Genomic DNA, 18,792 nt, shown 5'->3' on the forward strand with positions numbered 1-18,792 from the left:
GCCGGGCAGAGCCGACGGCGCAGGTCTTACTTCATCCCTTCCGTACTTTCCTGTTTCGCCTCCAGCCGTTCCACATCACGATACCAGCGAGGGTGATGTTTCTGCGCCCAGCGGCGGCTCACCTTCCCTTCAATCATCCCTTTGATCGACCCTTTTACCCAGAATGCCATATACATATGGATCAGGATGGCATGAATCAGGATGATGGCCGACGTCGCGTGAATTAGCAGCGCGTAACGCACTACCTGGATCGGGAAGTACTGTGCAAAATAAGGACGCCAGATCATCACCCCGGTCACCAGCAGCACAAAAATCATGCTCATGATGGTCCAGAACATCATCTTCTGTCCGGCATTGTATTTCCCCACCTTCGCGACTTTATGCTCGTTACCCTTCAGGACTTCGACAATTCCTTTCACCCACGGGATGTCCTGCTTGTCCGGAATATTGTGATGGACAAAGCGCACGAACATAAACATCAGCACCACGAAAATCAGCACGCCGAAGAACGGGTGCAGAATGCGCCCCATCTGCGGCGTCCCGAAGGTTTCCGTAAGCCACTGTAGCGTCGGGAAAAAGAACGAAATGCCGGATACCGCCACCAGGAAGAAGCAAATGACCACCGTCCAGTGACAGGCGCGATCGACAAATTTGGTGCGCACTATCATTTTCGACTTACTCATGATGCTCCTCCTCGTCGTCATCCACCTCTTTATTCGGGCCGATACCGATGTAGTGATAGATCAGCCCCGCAAAGGTGGCGATAAAGCCCGCCGCAGAGAGCGGTTTAAGCGCCCCTTTCCACAGGTTAATGGAGGTATCGATCGCCGGATCTTTCGGCAGGTTGTGATACAGCTCCGGCTGGTCGTTGTGATGCAGCACGTACATCACGTGCGTGCCGCCCACGCCCTGCGGGTTGTAAATGCCCGCCTTGTCGTAGCCGCGCGCTTTCAGCTTGTCCACGCGCTCTTGCGCCACGTCGAGCATCTCTTTTTTGGTGCCGAAGTGGATCGCCCCGGTCGGACAGGTCTTCACGCAGGCAGGCTCCTGCCCGACGCTGACGCGGTCTACGCACAGGGTGCATTTGTATACCCGGTTATCCTCTTTATTGAGGCGCGGGATATTAAACGGACAGCCCGCGATGCAGTAGCCACAGCCGATGCAGTTATCCTGCTGGAAGTCGACGATCCCGTTGGCGTACTGAATTATCGCACCGGCAGACGGACACGCCTTCAGGCAACCCGGATCTTCACAGTGCATACAGCCGTCCTTGCGGATCAGCCACTCCAGCCTGCCGTTCTGCTCGGTTTCGCTAAAACGCATCACCGTCCAGGATTTGGCGCTCAGATCCGCCGGGTTATCGTAAACCCCGACGCAGTGCCCCACCTCGTCGCGGATATCGTTCCACTCCGAACAGGCCACCTGGCAGGCCTTACAGCCCACGCAGGAGGAGACGTCGATAAGCTTGGCGACTTCTGCCTTGTAGTCCCGCGCGCGAGGCGCGGGGGTAATCGGGTTAGTCGCGGAGCGTTTAATAATGTCTTGTGTTTCCATCGCCATTTAATCGCTCCTTACGCTTTCTCGATGTTGACCAGAAACGCTTTGTACTCCGGCGTTTGCGAGTTGGAATCGCCGACGTTTGGCGTCAGGGTGTTGGCGATATAGCCTTTCTGCGCCACCCCTTCAAAGCCCCAGTGCAGCGGAATACCGACGGTTTCCACCTGCTGGCCGTGCACGTTCAGACTTTGCAAACGACGGGTCACCACCGCCACGGCGCGAATAAAGCCGCGCTTGCTGCTAACCTTCACGCGATCGCCATTGGCAATGCCTTTCGCCTTAGCTAGCGTTTCGCTTATCTCCACAAACTGTTCCGGCTGCGCGATGGCATTAAGCCGCGCGTGCTTGGTCCAGGTGTGGAAATGCTCGGTCAGGCGGTAGGTCGTCCCCACGTACGGGAATTTGTCCTTTTTGCCTAAGCGCAGCACGTCCTCTTCGTAGATGCGCACCACCGGGCTTGAGACCACGTTCGGGTGCAGCGGGTTGGTCCCCAGCGGCGTTTCCATCGGCTCGTAGTGTTCCGGGAATGGCCCTTCTGCCAGCTTGTTGAGGGCGAACAGGCGCCCCAGCCCTTCCGGCTGCATGATGAATGGCCCGGTGTTGCTGCCCGGCGCGGCGGTGTTGTAATCCGGAATGTCGTTCCCCGTCCACTTCGCCCCGTTCCACTGGATCAGCATCCGTTTCGGATCCCACGGCTTGCCGTTCACGTCGGCGGACGCGCGGTTGTACAGCACGCGACGGTTCAGCGGCCACGCCCATGCCCAGCCCAGCGTGTTGCCCAGGCCTGACGGGTCAGCGTTATCGCGGTTCGCCATCTGGTTACCCTGCTCCGTCCAGCTGCCGGTGTAGATCCAGCAGGACGATGCCGTTGTCCCGTCATCGCGCAGCAGCGCAAAGCTGTTCAGCAGCTGGCCTTTTTTCGCGACCAGGTTGCCGCTCGCGTCATACAGATCCGCCAGCGCCACGCCGTTGTTCTCTTTCGCGACTTCCTCAGACTCAGGACGATCCGGCTGCTTGTAGTGCCAGCTCATCTTCAGCAGCGGCTCAGCGCCTTTGCCGCCTTCGCTGCGGTACATTTCGCGCAGACGATGATAAATGCCGGCCAGAATTTCGCCGTCGTTACGCGCTTCGCCCGGTGCATCCTGCCCTTTCCAGTGCCATTGCAGCCAGCGGCCGGAGTTGGCAATAGAGCCGTCCTCTTCCGCAAAGCAGGTGGACGGCAGGCGGAACACTTCGGTCTGAATCGACGCCGGATCGACATCGTTCGATTCCCCGTGGTTCTGCCAGAAGGTGGAGGTCTCGGTCACCAGCGGATCGATAACCACCATGTACTTCAGCTTGCTCAGGCTGCGCACGACTTTGTTTTTATCCGGGAATGACGCCACCGGGTTAAAGCCCTGGCAGATATAACCGGTGACGTCGCCCTTATCCATCATGTTGAAATACTTGATGACGTCGTAAGCCTGATCCCACTTGGGCAGCCACTCAAAGCCCCAGTCATTCTCCTTCTGCGCCGCGTCGCCGTAGAAGGATTTCATCAGGCTGACGTAGAACTTCGGATAGTTGCTCCAGTAGTTCACCTGGTCCGGCAGCGTTGCTTTTGGCGTATTAGCTTCAAGATACGCTTGCAGACTGGCCTGCTTTTCTGACGGCAGCGTCAGGTAGCCCGGCAGGCTGGTGGAGAGCAGACCGAGATCGGTTAAGCCCTGAATGTTAGAGTGGCCTCGAAGAGCGTTCACGCCGCCACCGGCCATCCCCATGTTGCCGAGCAGCAACTGGATCATCGCCATGGTACGGATGTTCTGCGCGCCCACGGTGTGCTGCGTCCAGCCCAGCGCATACAGGAACGTGGTGGTTCTGTCAGCGGCGCTGGTGGAGGCCAGCACCTCGCACACCTTCAGGAAGTCCGTTTTCGGCGTGCCGCAGATGTTCTCCACCACGTCCGGCGTATAGCGGGAAACGTGCTGCTTCAGCAGGTTCCACACGCAGCGCGGATGCGTGAGCGTTTCATCCCGCATCGCATAGCCGTTTTCATCGAACTGATAGTTCCAGGACGTCTTGTCGTACTGACGTTTTTCAGCGTCATAGCCGCTGAACAGCCCGTCATCGAAGGCAAAATCATCCCGCACCAGCAGGTTCGCGTTGGTGTAATGCTTAACGTAGTCCGCGTTAATTTTGTTGTTTTCGATCAAGTACAGCAGAACCCCGGAGAGGAACGTAATGTCCGTACCGGAGCGGATCGGCGCATAGATATCCGCCACCGATGCCGTACGCGTAAAGCGCGGATCGACGACGATGAGCGTCGCATCGTTGTTGTTTTTCGCTTCCATCGCCCAGCGGAATCCCACCGGATGGGCTTCAGCGGCGTTACCGCCCATCACCACCACGACGTTTGCGTTTTTAATATCAACCCAGTGGTTGGTCATCGCACCGCGACCAAATGTTGGAGCAAGACTTGCTACCGTTGGTCCGTGTCAGACGCGCGCCTGGTTGTCTACCGCCAGCATGCCGAGAGAGCGCACAAATTTTTGCGTCAGCATGCCGGTTTCATTGCTTGCCGCAGATGCACACAGCATCCCGGTAGAGAGCCAGCGGTTGACCGTCACGCCCTGCTCGTTCTTTTCAATAAAGTTGGCGTCACGGTCAGCTTTCATCAGTTTTGCAATACGGGAGAACGCCTCATCCCAGGAGATACGCTGCCATTTGTCGGAGCCCGGCGCGCGGTATTCCGGGTAGCGGAGGCGGTTTTCGCTGTGGACATAGTCCAGCAGTCCCGCCCCTTTCGGGCACAGCGCCCCACGGCTCACCGGATGATCCGGATCCCCTTCAATATGGTAAATCGCTTCTCTGGCGTTCTTCGCGCCATCGCCCAGGCTATACATCAATAGCCCACAACCCACGGAGCAGTATGTGCAGGTGTTACGGATCTCTTTCGCACGCAGCAGCTTATAGTTGCGTGCCTGAGCCAGCGCCATTTTGGGAGCAAATCCCAGCATTGCGGCTGTGGTTCCGGCCATACCGCCCGCGCAGATTTTGAAAAATTGTCTGCGGCTGACGTCCATTGTTGTCCTCGTTATCTGATAAGACTTCGCGCCGCAAACTAACATTAAAGCCCCTGTTTTTTTTGCGTCAAATCAAGGTCGCCTGACGTCGCCCCCTTAATAGTCACCGCTGCCGCGTTTGAATACCCCTTAAGGGTTAAACACGTAAGAGAATAATTCGCGACAGGGTCAGAATTAATGCTATACATTTTCCCTTTGATTTTATTAGCGATGAAAACGTAATGGACAGAAAGAGAGCAACGCTCACGGGGCTGGCGGCGATACTGCTATGGAGCACAATGGTGGGCCTGATTCGCAGCGTAAGCGAGGGGCTTGGGCCCGTCGGCGGCGCGGCGATGATTTACACCCTTAGTGGGTTATTGTGCCTGGTAACGGTAGGATTTCCTGATATTAAACGTTTTTCACCCGGGTATCTTATTGCAGGCAGCGTACTGTTTGTCAGTTACGAAATTTGTCTGGCGCTGTCGTTAGGCTATGCCGCCACGCGAGCGCAGGCCATAGAAGTCGGTATGGTTAATTATCTCTGGCCGAGCCTGACGATCGTCTTTGCTATTTTATTCAACGGACAGAAATCAACGCTGTGGGTTATCCCCGGCTTAATCCTCGCACTGCTCGGTGTATGTTGGGTATTAGGGGGTGAGCAAGGATTACACATTGATGAAATAATCCGCAATGTCGTCTCTAATCCCCTTAGCTATACGCTTGCTTTTGCCGGAGCATTTATCTGGGCCGCCTACTGCACCGTAACCGCCAAATTTGCCAAAGGGCAAAACGGTATTACCCTCTTTGTTTTGCTCACTGCGCTGAGCCTGTGGGTGAAATATACTATTAGCGATCAGCCAGAAATGGTGTTCAGCTTTCCGGTTATCGTGAAGCTCGTTATGTGCGGCATTGCGCTTGGGTTTGGCTATGCGGCATGGAATATTGGCATTCTGCACGGTAACGTCACGGTGCTGGCTTCCGTATCCTATTTTACTCCCGTGCTCTCCGCCGCGCTTGCAGCCGTGCTGCTAAGCTCACCCCTCTCTTTTTCGTTCTGGCAGGGCGCGTTGATGGTCTGCGCCGGGTCATTGCTCTGCTGGTACGCTACACGAAAATAGGGTTCAGATTTATGCCGGGTTCGATTAAATCCGGCATAAAAATTAACATAAATTTAATATGTGATCACATCGTAATATATTAATCAGAACATTAGTGCATTTGTTGATGTTCTGTTTATATTAGCTTCCTTCGTCAATTCCCCCGGCATCAAATTGACATAACCTGACACCGCTGCGTAACTACTTCCCTGCGAATATTACCGCTCTTAATAACACGAAATGCAATAATATTCGCCATCATGGTTGCCAAAAAATAAACTCATACTGATTAAATAATCGCCACAACATTTTATTCAGGCGTCATTAACCCGATCTCGATCACACTAAATGAAATTATTACTCATATTTTGAAACTTATTATTGAAAGACAACTACAAGATTTTTAAAAATAGCACGCCGTTGACGAACAGCCTCGTTTAGAAATCGTTCGCGATGGTTCAGGAAATACTGAAAAAAATTATAAGGAATATTTAAGATGAAACTTAAATTAGTTGCAGTGGCAGTCACTTCCATGTTGGCAGCAGGCGTTGTAAACGCAGCTGAGATTTATAACAAAGACGGTAACAAGCTGGATCTGTACGGTAAAGTGACAGGTCTGCACTATTTCTCTGATGACGCAGGCGCAGACGGTGATAAAACCTACATGCGTATCGGCTTCAAGGGTGAAACCCAGGTTAACGACCAGCTGTCCGGTTACGGCCAGTGGGAATACCAGATTCAGGGTAACAAGGACGAAGGCGACAACCAGTCCTGGACCCGTGTGGCCTTCGCAGGTCTGAAGTTCGCTGAAGCCGGTTCATTCGATTACGGTCGTAACTACGGCGTGATTTACGACGTGACTTCCTGGACCGACGTTCTGCCAGAATTCGGCGGTGACACCTACGGTGCCGACAACTTCCTGCAGTCTCGTGCAAACGGCGTGGCAACTTACCGTAACCAGGACTTCTTCGGTCTGGTTGACGGCCTGAACTTTGCCCTGCAGTACCAGGGTAAAAATGGCAGCGTAAGCGGTGAAAACACTAACGGCCGCAGCCTGCTGAACCAGAACGGCGACGGCTACGGCGCGTCTCTGACTTACGATCTGGGTGAAGGCTTCAGCGTCGGTGGTGCAATGTCCTCTTCCCGTCGTACCGCTGACCAGAATGCAGCAGGCGTATACGGTGAAGGCGACCGCGCTGAAGTGTACAGCGGCGGCGTGAAGTACGACGCGAACAACGTTTACCTCGCGGCGCAGTACTCTCAGACCTATAACGCAACCCGTTTCGGCACCTCTAACGGTAACCGCAGCGACATCTACGGCTTTGCAAACAAGGCGCAAAACTTCGAAGTTGTGGCTCAGTATCAGTTCGACTTTGGCCTGCGTCCATCCATCGCTTACCTGCAGTCTAAAGGCAAAGACATCGAGAACTTCGGCGACCAGGATCTGGTTAAATACATCGATGTTGGCACGACCTATTATTTTAACAAAAACATGTCCACCTACGTGGATTACAAAATCAACCTGCTCGACGACAACCAGTTCACTCGCCAGGCAGGTATCGGTACCGACAACATCGTGGCGCTGGGTCTGACCTACCAGTTCTAAGATTTGTCAGTACAAAAGCCAGCGTAACACGCTGGCTTTTTTTATCTTCCGCTTTTACCCGACAGACAACTCCCCGCCTGCCGCCCGACGCAGCCAGGTTTGCAGCAGCTTGCCGTCTTCGGTCATCTCTGAATCTGAACGCACGCAGAGGTAATAATCGCGCCCGTCATCAATCGGTAAGTCAAATATCTTGACCAGCTCGCCGCTCTCAAGATATGGCGCAATCAGCGGCTCACGCATGAGCGCACATCCCAGCCCTGCCTGAACGCCCGCCAGCGTCAATAGCCCGTCTTCAAACAGCGGGCCGCTGCGCCGGAGTGGACGTTTTACCCCCTGCAACAAAAACCACTGCGTCCAGCTCGTACGCTCTTCATCGTGCAGCAGCGGCATTTGCAGCAGCTGTTCAGGCGTGTCGATATGGCCATGAACGCGCAAAAACGCGCGGCTGCACACCGGCACCATCTGGCCGGAAATCAGCTTTTCACTCTGATACCCCGCCCACTGCCCGTTACCAAAACGAATCGACATATCCGACGCGTCGCTCAGATAGTTACGGTGATTGGCATACACCACGTTGATCTCGGTTTGCGGATTGGCGCGCATGAACGCAGGCAAGCGCGGGATAAACCAACCCATACCAAAAAGCGGAATCAGGCTGATGGTGACCTGACGCGTTTGCGCCTGCTCCGCCAGGTGCTCCGTCGCCTGGCGCAACACGTTAAAGGCCGCACGGATCGAGCGGTAATATTCCCGCCCGTGCTGGCTCAGCACCAGCCTGCGTCCCTGACGTTCCGTGAGCGGCATTTGCAGGTATCCTTCGAGCACCTTGAGCTGATGACTGACGGCCGACGGAGAGATATCCAGCTCCTGCGCGGCCAGCGTGACGCTCCCCAGCCTGGCGATGGCCTCGAATGCACGAACGGCCCGAAGCGGCGGATCGTTTGCCAGGCGGCTCTCTGCAAACGCCGTCAGGCTCGCCAATTGTTCTGTTTTATTCATATGTTGATTTCTTTAGGCTTTTCACCCAAAAGCAGGCTTTAACTATTTTCATTTAAATCATAAACATAAAACAATATTTATTTATCATAAGAAATAATAGATGTGTATTTTACAATTTAATTCATTTATTGGATGGTAGCCGCAGAACGAGCACTTTGCGGGTACAAACGTTGGATACACTCATACAACAACTGATCAACGGTGTGATGCTGGGAAGCATCTACGCGCTGATCGCGCTGGGCTATACCATGGTGTATGGCATTTTGCGCATTATTAACTTTGCCCACGGGGATATTCTGATGGTCGGCGCGCTCACCACGCTCTCCGCCATTAACGCCCTGAATAGCACCTTCCCGCATATGCCGCTGCTGTTGCAGCTCGGCGTTGCCCTGATGATTGCCATGGTCGTGTGCGCCCTGCTGGCCATGGCCGTGGAGCGATTTGCCTACCGTCGACTGCGCAACGCTCCGCGCCTGGCGCCGCTGATCTCGGGTATCGGCGTATCCGTCCTGCTGCAAACCGTGGCGATGATTATCTGGACGCGCAACCCGCTGATGTTCCCGCAGATCCTGCCCATGGATCCGATTACCGTGACGTCAGGCAGTGAAATGCACCCGCCCGCCATCGTGACCGTTACCGGTATTGTCACCGTGGCGCTGGCGCTGGCGGTGATGACCGGGCTGTGGCTGCTGGTGGAATACACCCGTCTGGGGCGCGGCATGCGCGCCGTGGCGGAAAACCCGCGCGTGGCCACGCTGATGGGGGTTAACCCAAACGCCATTATCACCCTGACGTTTGCGATTGGCGGGGCGTTTGCCGCACTGGCAGGCGTAATGATGGCCAGCAACTACGGTAACGCCAGCTTCTCGATGGGCTTTTTACCCGGGATCAAGGCCTTTACCGCCGCAGTGCTTGGGGGCATTGGTAACATTCGGGGTGCCATGATTGGCGGCATCCTGCTCGGCATTATCGAAGCGCTGGGCGCAGGCTACCTGGGTGAACTGACCCACGGTGTATTTGGCAGCAACTATCAGGATGTCTTTGCCTTTATGGTGCTGATCCTGGTGCTGGTCTTCCGTCCGGCTGGCCTGCTGGGCGAGCGCGTAGCGCACAGGGCGTAAGGAATACCATGACAACACTTCAAATTCAGGCCCCGGCGGCGACGCGCAAATTCTGGTCAGGCATGAGCCTGTTCTGCCTCGCGCTGCTGATAGCGCCCGTGGTGGCCACGCAGCTCGGCGGCAACTACTGGGTGCGCGTTATCGACTTTGCCCTGCTCTACATCATGCTGGCGCTCGGGCTCAATATTGTGGTCGGCTATACCGGCCTGCTGGACATGGGCTTTATCGCCTTTTACGCCGTCGGCGCCTACCTCGCGGCACTGATGGCCTCCCCACACCTGCTGGAAGTGTTTCCGATCCTCGGCGTCTGGTTCCCGGACGGGCTGCACACCTCGTATCTGCTCATTATTCCGCTGGCGGCCCTCGTGGCGGCAGTCTGCGGGATTTTACTCGGTGCGCCCACGCTGAAGCTGCGCGGGGACTACCTGGCGATAGTGACCCTCGGCTTTGGCGAAATTATCCGCATCCTGATGCGCAACCTCGACCGTCCGGTAAACATCACCAACGGCGCAAAGGGCATTACCGGGGTGGATACGCTGAACCTGTTCGGCCTGAAGTTTAGCGGCGTCTACCACTGGTTTGGTTTCAAAGTGCCCGCCCTGTGGCTGTGGTACTACCTGCTGATGCTGGTGATTGTAGCGATTATTTTTGTCTGCCTGCGCCTGCAGCATTCCCGTATTGGCCGCGCCTGGCACGCCATCCGTGAGGATGAAGATGTGGCCCGCGCGATGGGCATCAACGTGCGTAACTATAAGCTGCTCGCCTTTGCGATGGGCGCTTCCTTTGGCGGCATAGCAGGTGCGCTTTTCGGCGCGTTTCAGGGCTTTGTCTCCCCGGAATCCTTCACGCTGCAGGAGTCCATTGCCGTACTGGCGATGGTGGTGCTGGGCGGTATGGGGCACATACCGGGCGTGATCCTGGGCGCGGTACTGCTTACCGCCCTGCCGGAACTGCTGCGCAGCCAGGCAGCGCCGGTTCAGCAGGCGCTGTTCGGTACGGTTCTGATTGACCCGGAAGTGCTGCGCCAGCTGTTTTACGGTCTGGCACTGGTACTGGTCATGCTGGTGCGCCCGTCAGGCCTCTGGCCGGTACGCCACAAGGAGGTGAAGGCATGAGCCTGTTAACCGTACGCAACATGTCAAAACGCTTCGGCGGGCTGACTGCCGTGGATGACGTTTCGATCACCGTGAACAGAGGGGAAATCTACGGGCTGATTGGCCCCAACGGCGCGGGAAAAACCACCTGCTTTAACCTGATCACCGGGCTTTATCCGGCGGACAGCGGTGAGTTTTCGATTGCCGATAAGCCCTACTTCCCAAAACACATAGAGAAAGTCACCGCCGCCGGGATTGCCCGCACCTTCCAGAACGTGCGCCTCTTCAACGAGATGTCGGTGCTGGAAAACGTTATGGTGGGCCGCCACGTGCGCACCCGTAACGGCCTGTGGGCCGCGCTGAGCCGCCATAAACGCGCCCGCGAGGAAGAGAAGCAGACCCGCGAGCTGGCCTGGCACTGGCTGGACTATACCGGCATTGCGCAGTTCGCCCACTATCGCGCCTGCGATCTGGCCTATGGTCATCAGCGTCGCCTTGAAATCGCCCGCGCGCTGGCGACGGATCCGCTGCTGCTGGCGCTGGACGAGCCCGCCGCAGGAATGAACGCGGCGGAAAAAGTGGCGCTCGGCGAGCTGCTCATCCGCATCCGCGATGACGGCAAAACCCTGCTGATGATTGAACATGACGTCAAGCTGGTGATGGGCATCTGCGATCGCCTGACGGTGCTTGATTACGGTAAAACGCTCGCCAGCGGTACGCCGGAAAGCGTGCGGCGCGACCCGGCAGTGATCGCCGCCTGGCTTGGAGGTAACGCCCATGTCTGAATTACTGAAGGTAGAACGTCTGGACGTGCATTACGGCGGCATTCAGGCCGTACGCGATGTCTCCTTTACCCTGCACGAGGGCGAACAGGCTACGCTGATCGGCGCTAACGGCGCGGGGAAAAGCTCCACCGTGCGCGCCATTACCGGGCTGGAAAGCTTTAGCGGCAGTATTGAATTCAGCGGTAAGCCGGTCCGTAAACAGAGCCCGGAGACCCTGCTTCGCGACGGGCTGGTCATGGTCCCGGAGGGCCGCGGGATCTTCTCCCGCATGACGGTACTGGAAAACCTGCAGATGGGCGCCTGGCTAAGACGTGACGCTGTCACCATTAAGCGCGAGATGAACGAGATTTTCGAACGTTTCCCGCGTCTGGGCGAGCGCCAGCATCAGCTTGCCGGGCTGCTGTCCGGCGGCGAGCAACAGCTGCTGGCCCTTAACCGCGCCCTTCTCAGCCGCCCGCGCCTGCTGATCCTCGACGAGCCGTCGATGGGCCTTGCCCCGAAGATGGTCGAGAACATATTTGCCGTTATTGCCGGGCTGCGCGAGCGCGGCGTCGCCCTGCTGCTGATCGAACAAAACGCCCGGCTCGCGCTGGAAGTGACCGACAGCGCGTGGGTGATGGACAGCGGCAGCATTGTTCATCATGGCGAATCGACAGCGCTGCTTAACGACGACCAGATTGCACACATTTATTTGGGCGAAATGCCCGTTTAACCACACCAGCCAACATCAGGGAAATACAATGAAAACAGTAAAAATCAGTGCGCTCAGCGCCGCTATTCTGCTCGGCGGTCTTGCCTCAACGTCCTCGTGGGCCGCCGACGGCGAAACCGTGGTTATCGGTCTGGCAGGCCCGCTCACCGGCCCGTCAGCACGTATCGGGAAAGATCTGGAGAACGGCGCGCAGCTGGCCATCGACGACATTAACAAGCAGCAGCCGACCATCGGCGGCAAAGCGGTCACCTTCAAACTGCAGTCCGAAGACGATCAGTCTGACCCGCGCACTGCCGTAGCCGTCGCGCAGCGTCTGGTGGACAGCGATGTGGCGGGCGTGGTCGGCCACTGGAACACCGGCACCAGCATTCCAGCGGCCCGCGTCTATCACGATGCGGGCATCGCCCAGGTGGCACCGGTCGCGACCGGTCACGCCTATACGCAACAAGGTTTTGATACCAGCTTCCGCGTGATGGGACACGACGATGACGGCGGCCAGCTCGCCGGTCAGTATGCGGTTAACACCCTGAAAGCCAAACGCATTGCGGTAATCGACGACCGTACCGCCTTCGGTCAGGGGCTTGCAGACCAGTTTATTAAATCGCTGGAAGCCCAGGGCGTGAAAATTGTCGACCGTCAGTATGTGGATGACAAAACGGTCGATTTCAGCGCCGTGCTGACCGCCATCCGCAGTAAAAACGCCGATCTGATCTTCTTCGGCGGCGTCGACAGCCAGGCCGCACCGCTGGCTCGCCGCATTAAACAGCTGGGCATGAATGCCACGCTGATGGGTGCAGGCGGATTCGTCAGCCAGACGTTCCTGAAGCTGGCGCAGAAAGAAGGCGAAGGCGTTGTGGCGCTGGAGCCGGGCCTGCCCGTTGACCAGATGCCGGGTGGAAAGGCATTCGAACAGGCCTACCAGGCCCGCTACCACACCCATATCGAACTGCACGCCCCGTTCGCCTATGACGCCACCCGCGTGCTGGTTGCGGCGATGGAAAAAGCAGACTCCGTTGAGCCATCAGACTATCTGCCCGCCCTGCGCGCCATCAGCTATTCCGGCGTTACCGGACAGATCGCGTTTGATAAAGAGGGCAACCTGAAATCGCCGTCGTTCACGGTCTATAAGGTTGTCGACGGCAAATGGCAGCCGCAGACCGTGCTGGGCGGCGCAAAAGCGAAGTAACGCAGCGAGGCAATGTGATGAGTGATAATAATGAGCTGGGCATTCTCGCCCGCCGCAAAATTGAAGCTGAAATTATTAAGCCAATTTATGAAATCCTGGTGCGCGAGATAGGGAAAGCCCGCGCCCAGGCGGTGATTGGCGAGGCCATTGAGCAGGCCGCGATTGACGCTGGCAAAGGGTTTGCCAGCAAAGAACCCAACGGCGCGAACATCAAGAGCTTTATCGCCCTGCAGTATCTGTGGGAGAAAGATAACGCCCTGGACGTGAAGGTGATCGACGCTGACGACCAGCAGTACAACTACAACGTGACCCGCTGTCGCTACGCGGAGATGTACCACGAGATGGGGCTGGGCGAGATCGGTCATCTGCTCTCCTGCGCGCGCGATGAAAAATTCATCGTTGGCTATGCGCCGGACGTAGAGCTAACCCGCACCACGACCATTATGCAGGGCGGTGCGTGCTGTGATTTCCGCTACCGCAGCGGTAAGGACAAGCCATGATCCGCGTCAACGCCGAACGGCTGTGGTCAACGCTTGAGATGATGGCGCAGATCGGCGGCACGCCCGCCGGTGGCGTCACCCGTCTGGCACTGAGCGAGGAAGATCGTATTGCGCGTAACCTGCTGCGCGACTGGGCGCTGGACGCCGGTTTTACCTGCGACGTCGACAGCATGGGCAATATGTTCATCCGCCGCGCGGGGAAAAACCCGCAGCTTGCGCCGGTCCTGACCGGTTCGCACGTGGATACCCAGCCGCTGGGAGGGAACTACGACGGGGTTTACGGCGTGCTGGCCGGGCTGGAGCTGCTGCGCACCCTCAATGACCATCACCTTGAGACGGAACGTGACGTTGTGCTGGTCAACTGGACCAACGAAGAAGGCGCGCGCTTTGCGCCAGCCATGCTCGCTTCAGGGGTCTGGACGGGGCAATTTAGCGAAGCGTACGCCCATTCCCGCGCGGATAGCGACGGTATCAGCGTGGGTGAAGCGCTGGAAAGCATCGGCTACCGGGGTGAAGCCCCTGCCCGCGCGTTTCCGGTTCACGCCTGCTACGAGCTGCACATCGAACAGGGCCCGATTCTGGAAGATGAAGCCCTGGATATCGGGTTAGTCCGCGCGGCAATGGGCCAGCGCTGGTTTACCCTGACGCTGGACGGGTTTGCCGCCCACGCGGGCACCACGCCGATGCACAGCCGACGCGACGCGCTGACCGCGTTCTCGGAGCTGGCGCTGAAGGTGGAGGAGATTGGCTATCGGCACGCGCCGGACGGACGTGCGACCATCGGTATGGCGCAGGTTACGCCAAACTCGCGCAACGTCGTGCCGTCTCGGGTGGTCTGCAGCGTGGAGTTTCGCCATCCGGCGCTGACGGCACTGGAAGCCATGGAGGCGGCGCTGCATAAGGTGGCTGAAAGCCTGAGCCTGCGCGGCGTGGCGGCTGTCGTTGAGCGCATTTTTGACTACGCGCCCATCGCGTTTGATGCCGAATGTCTGGCCCGCACGGAGAAGGCCGTGGCGGAACTGGGCTATTCGTCGAAGCCGATGGTCTCCGGCGCGGGACACGACACCTGCTATGTCAGCAAGATTGCCCCTGCCAGCATGATTTTTATCCCCTGCGTGAAGGGCATCAGCCATAACGAAGCGGAAAGGATCCTGCCGGAGTGGTCGGAGAAAGGGGCGAACGTGCTGTTGCACAGCGTCCTGTCCGCGGCCCAGGAAAAATAAACCGGGTGGCGCGGCTCGGACAACCGCGCCCGTAGGCCCGGTAAGCGCAGCGCCACCGGGCGTGTTTTACGGCTTCGGCACCTTCGCCAGGCTAAACCAGATCCCCACTGCCAGTAACAGCAGCATTCCGCCCGCACTCCCCAGCGCCACGCTGTGGGAGGTAATAAACGCACTTTTCGCCGCCTCAATCACCGGCTCCGCGAGGGACGGCGTCAGATCCTGCGCCACCTTCATCGCTTCACCAATGGATGACGAGGCTTTATCGACGAGCGAGGCATTCAGCCCCTGCGGCAGGTCAATGGACGCCGAGAAGCTGCGGGTCAACAGCAGACCAAAAATAGCGATTCCCAGCCCGGCGCCCAGTTCATAGGACATGGTTTCAATCGCCCCTGCCGCAGCGGCTTTCTCCTTCGGCGCGGCAGCCATAATGGCGGAGGTCGAGGCCAGCAGCGCGCTGGCGGCACTGAAGCCGAGCAGCACCATCAGCCCCCACGCCTGCCACTGCTGCGTGCTGAAGTCGAGCATCGACAGGCCAATAAAGCTGACGGCGCTGAGCCCCATCCCCCCGGCAGCGACAATGCGCAGCCCCAGGCGGCCCACCAGCACACCGGCAATCGGCCCGCTGAATCCGCTCGCTACCATGACCGGAAGCATAAACATGCCCGCTTCAAATGGCGTAAAGCCGTGAACGAATTGCAATTCCTGCGCCATCAGCAGCTCAAACCCGACCAGGGCAATCATGGCGGTCATCGCCATTACCACGCCGCTCAGAATGATGCGATGGCAGAACAGGCGCATATCGATCATCGGCACGCGGGCGCGCAGCTGAATACGCACGAAGATAAACAGCAGCACCGAGCCGGTCACCAGCGCGGAGGCAACCAGCCACGGCGACAGGACGCCTTTGAGCGCGGTTTTGGCACTGTAGACCAGCAGCAAAATCGCCACAATCAGCATGATGGCATGACTGATATTCAGCGGCTGCTCCGGTCGGCCCTGCTGACGGGGCACAAAACGCGCGGCCAGCGACACCACTACCAGCACAATCGGCACGTTGATTAAAAACACCGATCCCCAGTAAAAATGCTCGAGTAACATACCGCCAATCAGCGGACCAAATGCCGCGCCACCTGAGCCAACGGCCGCCCAGACGCCAAGTGCGATATTACGATCTTTCGCGTCGGTAAACAGCGTGCGGATCCCGGCCAGCGTGGCCGGAATGATCATCGCCGCACCGATCGCCAGCGAGGCGCGCGCCGCTATCAGCCACCCTGCCGACGGTGCAACCGCGGCCGCCAGGGACGACACCCCAAACAGCGTGCTGCCGATCATCAGCAAGCGTTTAAAGCCAATGCGGTCACCCAGGGCACCCATCGGCAGCACCATCCCCGCCATCACCAGCGAGTAAATATCAATGATCCACAACAATTCGTTACCGCTGGCACCCAGCGTCATGCTCAATGTCGGCGCCGCCACGTGCAGCACCGTCGCGTCGATCGCGACCGGGATATAGACCAGCACGATAATCACTAACGCTAACCACTGACGAAACATAAATTTCCTTTTCATTTTAAACATGGACACATGTCCAGGATGCGATCCTACGTAAAGTTGAACGAGTGTCCAGCTTTTTGTTACACTCGTTTCATTCCCATTGAGAGTGAGTAAACATGCGATATCTGAGCAAGGATGAACGGCGGGAAGCAATCTTACAGGCCGCCATGCGCGTGGCGCTCGCCGAGGGGCTGGCGGCGATGACGGTGCGGCGCATTGCAACTGAAGCGGGCGTCGCGACCGGGCAGGTTCATCACCACTTTGCCTCCGGCGGTGAGTTAAAATCGCTGGCATTCGTTCGCCTGATCCGCGAGCTATTAGATGCCGACGTGGCGGATGAACGTGCCACCTGGCGAGAGCGGTTGCACAGCATGCTCGGCAGCGACGATGGTAAGTTTGAGCCTTATATCCGACTGTGGCGGGAAGCCCAAATTCTCGCCAGCCGTGATCCCGAGATCAAAGCGGCTTATGTCCTCACCATGGAGATGTGGCATCAGGAAACCGTGGCGATTATCCGCGCCGGGGCTGATGCCAGCGCGTTCATGCTTACCGATCGGGCGGAAAATATCGCATGGCGTTTAATAGGGCTGGTTTGTGGCCTGGATGGGATCACCGTATTAAATATGCCTGAAATGGACGATGCGGCATTTAATAAACATCTCGACAAACTTATCACGCTGGAATTGTTTTAATACTCCTTCCGGAGTATAAATTCCGCAAAATGTTACAATTAGTAACACATTAAGCGAGCCCTTATTTTCATTCTAATCTCGGGGGTTCGCTTTTTTATCTATCCTTTCAGATGTATCCCAAAGCATCCCAAAAACCAATAACACTTCTTTAATCATCTTTTTGTTTTTACTTCATTTTTCTCTCAAACATGGTAAGCAAGAGGGCGATATGTCGCAACAAAGTGATAAAAGTAATCCCCATCTGTTGAGTAACTGGAAACCTGAAAACGCGCAATTTTGGGAGAATAAAGGAAAACATATCGCACGAAGAAACCTATGGATTTCTGTAGCTTGCCTGCTATTAGCGTTTTGCGTGTGGATGTTATTTAGCGCCGTTGCGGTCAATCTGAATAAAGTCGGATTTAATTTCACCACCGATCAGCTTTTTATGCTAACGGCATTACCTTCACTCTCTGGCGCGATATTGCGCGTCCCCTACTCGTTTATGGTGCCAATATTTGGCGGACGCTACTGGACGGTATTGAGCACCGTTATCCTGATTATCCCCTGCGTCTGGCTGGGGATAGCCATTCAGGACACCGCGACACCTTACTGGGTCTTTATCGTGATTGCCCTGCTCTGCGGTTTTGCCGGGGCCAACTTTGCCTCCAGCATGGGTAACATCAGCTTCTTCTTCCCCAAGGCAAAACAGGGCAGCGCGCTGGGCATCAACGGCGGGCTGGGAAATCTGGGCGTCAGCGTGATGCAGCTGGTTGCTCCGCTGGTGATTTTCCTGCCAATGTTTACCTTCCTCGGCGTGCACGGCGTACCGCAGGAGGACGGCTCAACGATGTGGCTGGCCAATGCGGCCTGGGTCTGGGCGCCGCTGCTGCTGCTGGCAACCCTTGCGGCGTTTTTTGGCATGAACGATATCGCCAGCTCTAAGGCCTCTATCGCCAGCCAGCTGCCGGTACTGAAGCGCTTTCACCTCTGGCTGCTGAGCCTGCTTTATCTTGCTACCTTCGGCTCGTTTATCGGCTTCTCAGCGGGCTTTGCCATGCTGTCGAAAACCCAGTTCCCGGACGTGAACATTCTGCACCTCGCCTTCTTCGGCCCACTTATCGGTGCGCTGGCGCGTTCAGCGGGCGGGATGATCTCTGACAGGCTGGGCGGCGTGCGCGTCACGCTGATTAACTTCGTCTTTATGGCTATCTTCAGCGCCCTGATCTTCCTGACGCTCCCCGGCTCTGGCTCCGGCAGCTTTATCGCCTTCTACCTGGTCTTTATGGGCCTGTTCCTCACCGCCGGGCTGGGCAGCGGTTCGACCTTCCAGATGATCGCGATTATCTTTCGCCAAATCACCCTCGACCGCGTCAAAAAGCAGGGCGGCACGGACGAGCAGGCGCAGCATGAAGCGGTGACGGAGACCGCCGCCGCGCTGGGCTTTATCTCCGCCATCGGTGCCGTTGGCGGGTTCTTTATCCCTAAGGCGTTCGGCACATCGCTGGCAATGACCGGTTCGCCGGTTGGGGCCATGAAGGTGTTCCTCGTGTTTTACATCGTCTGCGTGTTCGTCACCTGGCTGGTGTATGGCCGTAAATCCTCAAAAAAATAAAAACTACATCTTCGCCAGAGCGTGATGC

The 18,792-nt window shown here is 57.1% G+C and carries 16 protein-coding genes; 11 read left to right on the forward strand and 5 right to left on the reverse strand.

Annotation, left to right across the window (positions count from 1 at the left end):
- Positions 1-26: 26 nt before the first annotated feature.
- Genes fdnI through fdnG form a run of 3 tightly spaced genes read right to left on the reverse strand, consistent with a single transcriptional unit; the run spans position 27 to position 4,619 of the window.
- The gene (gene fdnI / locus AC2FAJ_RS03495; RefSeq protein WP_028013252.1) at positions 27-683 is read right to left on the reverse strand and encodes a formate dehydrogenase-N subunit gamma; all 657 of its coding nucleotides are present in this window, start codon (positions 681-683) and stop codon (positions 27-29) included.
- A complete protein-coding gene (fdxH, locus tag AC2FAJ_RS03500) occupies positions 676-1,560 on the reverse strand; it encodes a formate dehydrogenase subunit beta (protein WP_041909841.1) in 885 nt (294 codons plus the stop codon). The genes fdnI and fdxH overlap by 8 nt, the downstream gene beginning before the upstream one ends.
- 11 nt (positions 1,561-1,571) lie before the next feature.
- Positions 1,572-4,619 (reverse strand): formate dehydrogenase-N subunit alpha, encoded by a 3,048-nt coding sequence (gene fdnG, locus AC2FAJ_RS03505; RefSeq protein WP_485453820.1) that lies wholly within the window; start codon positions 4,617-4,619, stop codon positions 1,572-1,574.
- A 221-nt stretch (positions 4,620-4,840) separates the two neighbouring features.
- Between fdnG and yddG the strand changes: the two genes are divergently transcribed.
- The gene (yddG, locus tag AC2FAJ_RS03510; RefSeq protein ID WP_485453821.1) at positions 4,841-5,719 is read left to right on the forward strand and encodes an aromatic amino acid DMT transporter YddG; all 879 of its coding nucleotides are present in this window, start codon (positions 4,841-4,843) and stop codon (positions 5,717-5,719) included.
- Between the two features lie 475 nt (positions 5,720-6,194).
- Positions 6,195-7,304 carry a porin OmpC gene (locus AC2FAJ_RS03515; protein ID WP_028013256.1) on the forward strand — a complete coding sequence of 370 codons (1,110 nt, stop codon included), beginning with the start codon at positions 6,195-6,197 and terminating at the stop codon, positions 7,302-7,304.
- Between the two features lie 54 nt (positions 7,305-7,358).
- On the opposite strand, the gene AC2FAJ_RS03520 is transcribed toward AC2FAJ_RS03515, so the two are convergent.
- Complete coding sequence (locus AC2FAJ_RS03520; RefSeq protein ID WP_028013257.1) at positions 7,359-8,303, reverse strand: LysR substrate-binding domain-containing protein; 945 nt, start codon at positions 8,301-8,303, stop codon at positions 7,359-7,361.
- A 170-nt stretch (positions 8,304-8,473) separates the two neighbouring features.
- Here AC2FAJ_RS03520 and AC2FAJ_RS03525 point away from each other — a divergent pair, with 170 nt between their 5' ends.
- The 7 genes from AC2FAJ_RS03525 to AC2FAJ_RS03555 are packed head-to-tail and all read left to right on the forward strand — an operon-like array spanning position 8,474 to position 14,924.
- Positions 8,474-9,424, forward strand: a complete 951-nt coding sequence (locus tag AC2FAJ_RS03525; protein ID WP_045630467.1) for a branched-chain amino acid ABC transporter permease — start codon at positions 8,474-8,476, stop codon at positions 9,422-9,424.
- Positions 9,425-9,432: 8 nt separating this feature from the next.
- Positions 9,433-10,539: a branched-chain amino acid ABC transporter permease gene (locus AC2FAJ_RS03530; protein WP_336222724.1), complete on the forward strand. Its 1,107-nt coding sequence runs from the start codon at positions 9,433-9,435 to the stop codon at positions 10,537-10,539.
- Positions 10,536-11,303, forward strand: coding sequence for an ABC transporter ATP-binding protein (locus AC2FAJ_RS03535; protein ID WP_028013260.1), 768 nt, complete (start codon positions 10,536-10,538; stop codon positions 11,301-11,303). The genes AC2FAJ_RS03530 and AC2FAJ_RS03535 overlap by 4 nt, the downstream gene beginning before the upstream one ends.
- The gene (locus AC2FAJ_RS03540) at positions 11,296-12,015 is read left to right on the forward strand and encodes an ABC transporter ATP-binding protein (protein ID WP_045630469.1); all 720 of its coding nucleotides are present in this window, start codon (positions 11,296-11,298) and stop codon (positions 12,013-12,015) included. Before AC2FAJ_RS03535 ends, AC2FAJ_RS03540 begins: the two co-directional genes overlap by 8 nt.
- A 28-nt stretch (positions 12,016-12,043) precedes the next feature.
- Complete coding sequence (locus AC2FAJ_RS03545; protein ID WP_485453822.1) at positions 12,044-13,201, forward strand: branched-chain amino acid ABC transporter substrate-binding protein; 1,158 nt, start codon at positions 12,044-12,046, stop codon at positions 13,199-13,201.
- 17 nt (positions 13,202-13,218) lie between these two features.
- Positions 13,219-13,701, forward strand: a complete 483-nt coding sequence (locus AC2FAJ_RS03550) for an L-2-amino-thiazoline-4-carboxylic acid hydrolase (protein WP_028013263.1) — start codon at positions 13,219-13,221, stop codon at positions 13,699-13,701.
- On the forward strand, positions 13,698-14,924 hold the full coding sequence (locus tag AC2FAJ_RS03555) for a Zn-dependent hydrolase (RefSeq protein ID WP_045630471.1): 1,227 nt from the start codon (positions 13,698-13,700) through the stop codon (positions 14,922-14,924). Before AC2FAJ_RS03550 ends, AC2FAJ_RS03555 begins: the two co-directional genes overlap by 4 nt.
- Positions 14,925-14,990: 66 nt before the next feature.
- On the opposite strand, the gene AC2FAJ_RS03560 is transcribed toward AC2FAJ_RS03555, so the two are convergent.
- Positions 14,991-16,478 (reverse strand): SmvA family efflux MFS transporter, encoded by a 1,488-nt coding sequence (locus tag AC2FAJ_RS03560; RefSeq protein ID WP_485453823.1) that lies wholly within the window; start codon positions 16,476-16,478, stop codon positions 14,991-14,993.
- 116 nt (positions 16,479-16,594) lie between these two features.
- Between AC2FAJ_RS03560 and AC2FAJ_RS03565 the strand changes: the two genes are divergently transcribed.
- Together AC2FAJ_RS03565 and AC2FAJ_RS03570 are read left to right on the forward strand one after the other, a co-directional pair.
- On the forward strand, positions 16,595-17,170 hold the full coding sequence (locus tag AC2FAJ_RS03565) for a TetR family transcriptional regulator (RefSeq protein WP_485453824.1): 576 nt from the start codon (positions 16,595-16,597) through the stop codon (positions 17,168-17,170).
- A gap of 208 nt (positions 17,171-17,378) precedes the next feature.
- Positions 17,379-18,764 carry a NarK family nitrate/nitrite MFS transporter gene (locus AC2FAJ_RS03570; RefSeq protein ID WP_163332279.1) on the forward strand — a complete coding sequence of 462 codons (1,386 nt, stop codon included), beginning with the start codon at positions 17,379-17,381 and terminating at the stop codon, positions 18,762-18,764.
- Positions 18,765-18,792: the final 28 nt, after the last annotated feature.

This window comes from Enterobacter cloacae complex sp. 385G4, assembly GCF_057320665.1.

Excerpts from the sequence above, each read along its gene's own strand:
- AC2FAJ_RS03555 (WP_045630471.1), top strand. The coding sequence starts at position 13,698 with ATGATCCGCGTCAACGCCGAACGGCTGTGGTCAACGCTTGAGATGATG.
- fdxH (WP_041909841.1), bottom strand. The coding sequence starts at position 1,560 with ATGGCGATGGAAACACAAGACATTATTAAACGCTCCGCGACTAACCCG.
- AC2FAJ_RS03560 (WP_485453823.1), bottom strand. The coding sequence starts at position 16,478 with ATGTTTCGTCAGTGGTTAGCGTTAGTGATTATCGTGCTGGTCTATATC.
- AC2FAJ_RS03515 (WP_028013256.1), top strand. The coding sequence starts at position 6,195 with ATGAAACTTAAATTAGTTGCAGTGGCAGTCACTTCCATGTTGGCAGCA.
- AC2FAJ_RS03565 (WP_485453824.1), top strand. The coding sequence starts at position 16,595 with ATGCGATATCTGAGCAAGGATGAACGGCGGGAAGCAATCTTACAGGCC.
- AC2FAJ_RS03520 (WP_028013257.1), bottom strand. The coding sequence starts at position 8,303 with ATGAATAAAACAGAACAATTGGCGAGCCTGACGGCGTTTGCAGAGAGC.
- AC2FAJ_RS03530 (WP_336222724.1), top strand. The coding sequence starts at position 9,433 with ATGACAACACTTCAAATTCAGGCCCCGGCGGCGACGCGCAAATTCTGG.
- AC2FAJ_RS03550 (WP_028013263.1), top strand. The coding sequence starts at position 13,219 with ATGAGTGATAATAATGAGCTGGGCATTCTCGCCCGCCGCAAAATTGAA.
- fdnI (WP_028013252.1), bottom strand. The coding sequence starts at position 683 with ATGAGTAAGTCGAAAATGATAGTGCGCACCAAATTTGTCGATCGCGCC.
- yddG (WP_485453821.1), top strand. The coding sequence starts at position 4,841 with ATGGACAGAAAGAGAGCAACGCTCACGGGGCTGGCGGCGATACTGCTA.
- AC2FAJ_RS03545 (WP_485453822.1), top strand. The coding sequence starts at position 12,044 with ATGAAAACAGTAAAAATCAGTGCGCTCAGCGCCGCTATTCTGCTCGGC.
- AC2FAJ_RS03570 (WP_163332279.1), top strand. The coding sequence starts at position 17,379 with ATGTCGCAACAAAGTGATAAAAGTAATCCCCATCTGTTGAGTAACTGG.
- AC2FAJ_RS03540 (WP_045630469.1), top strand. The coding sequence starts at position 11,296 with ATGTCTGAATTACTGAAGGTAGAACGTCTGGACGTGCATTACGGCGGC.
- AC2FAJ_RS03535 (WP_028013260.1), top strand. The coding sequence starts at position 10,536 with ATGAGCCTGTTAACCGTACGCAACATGTCAAAACGCTTCGGCGGGCTG.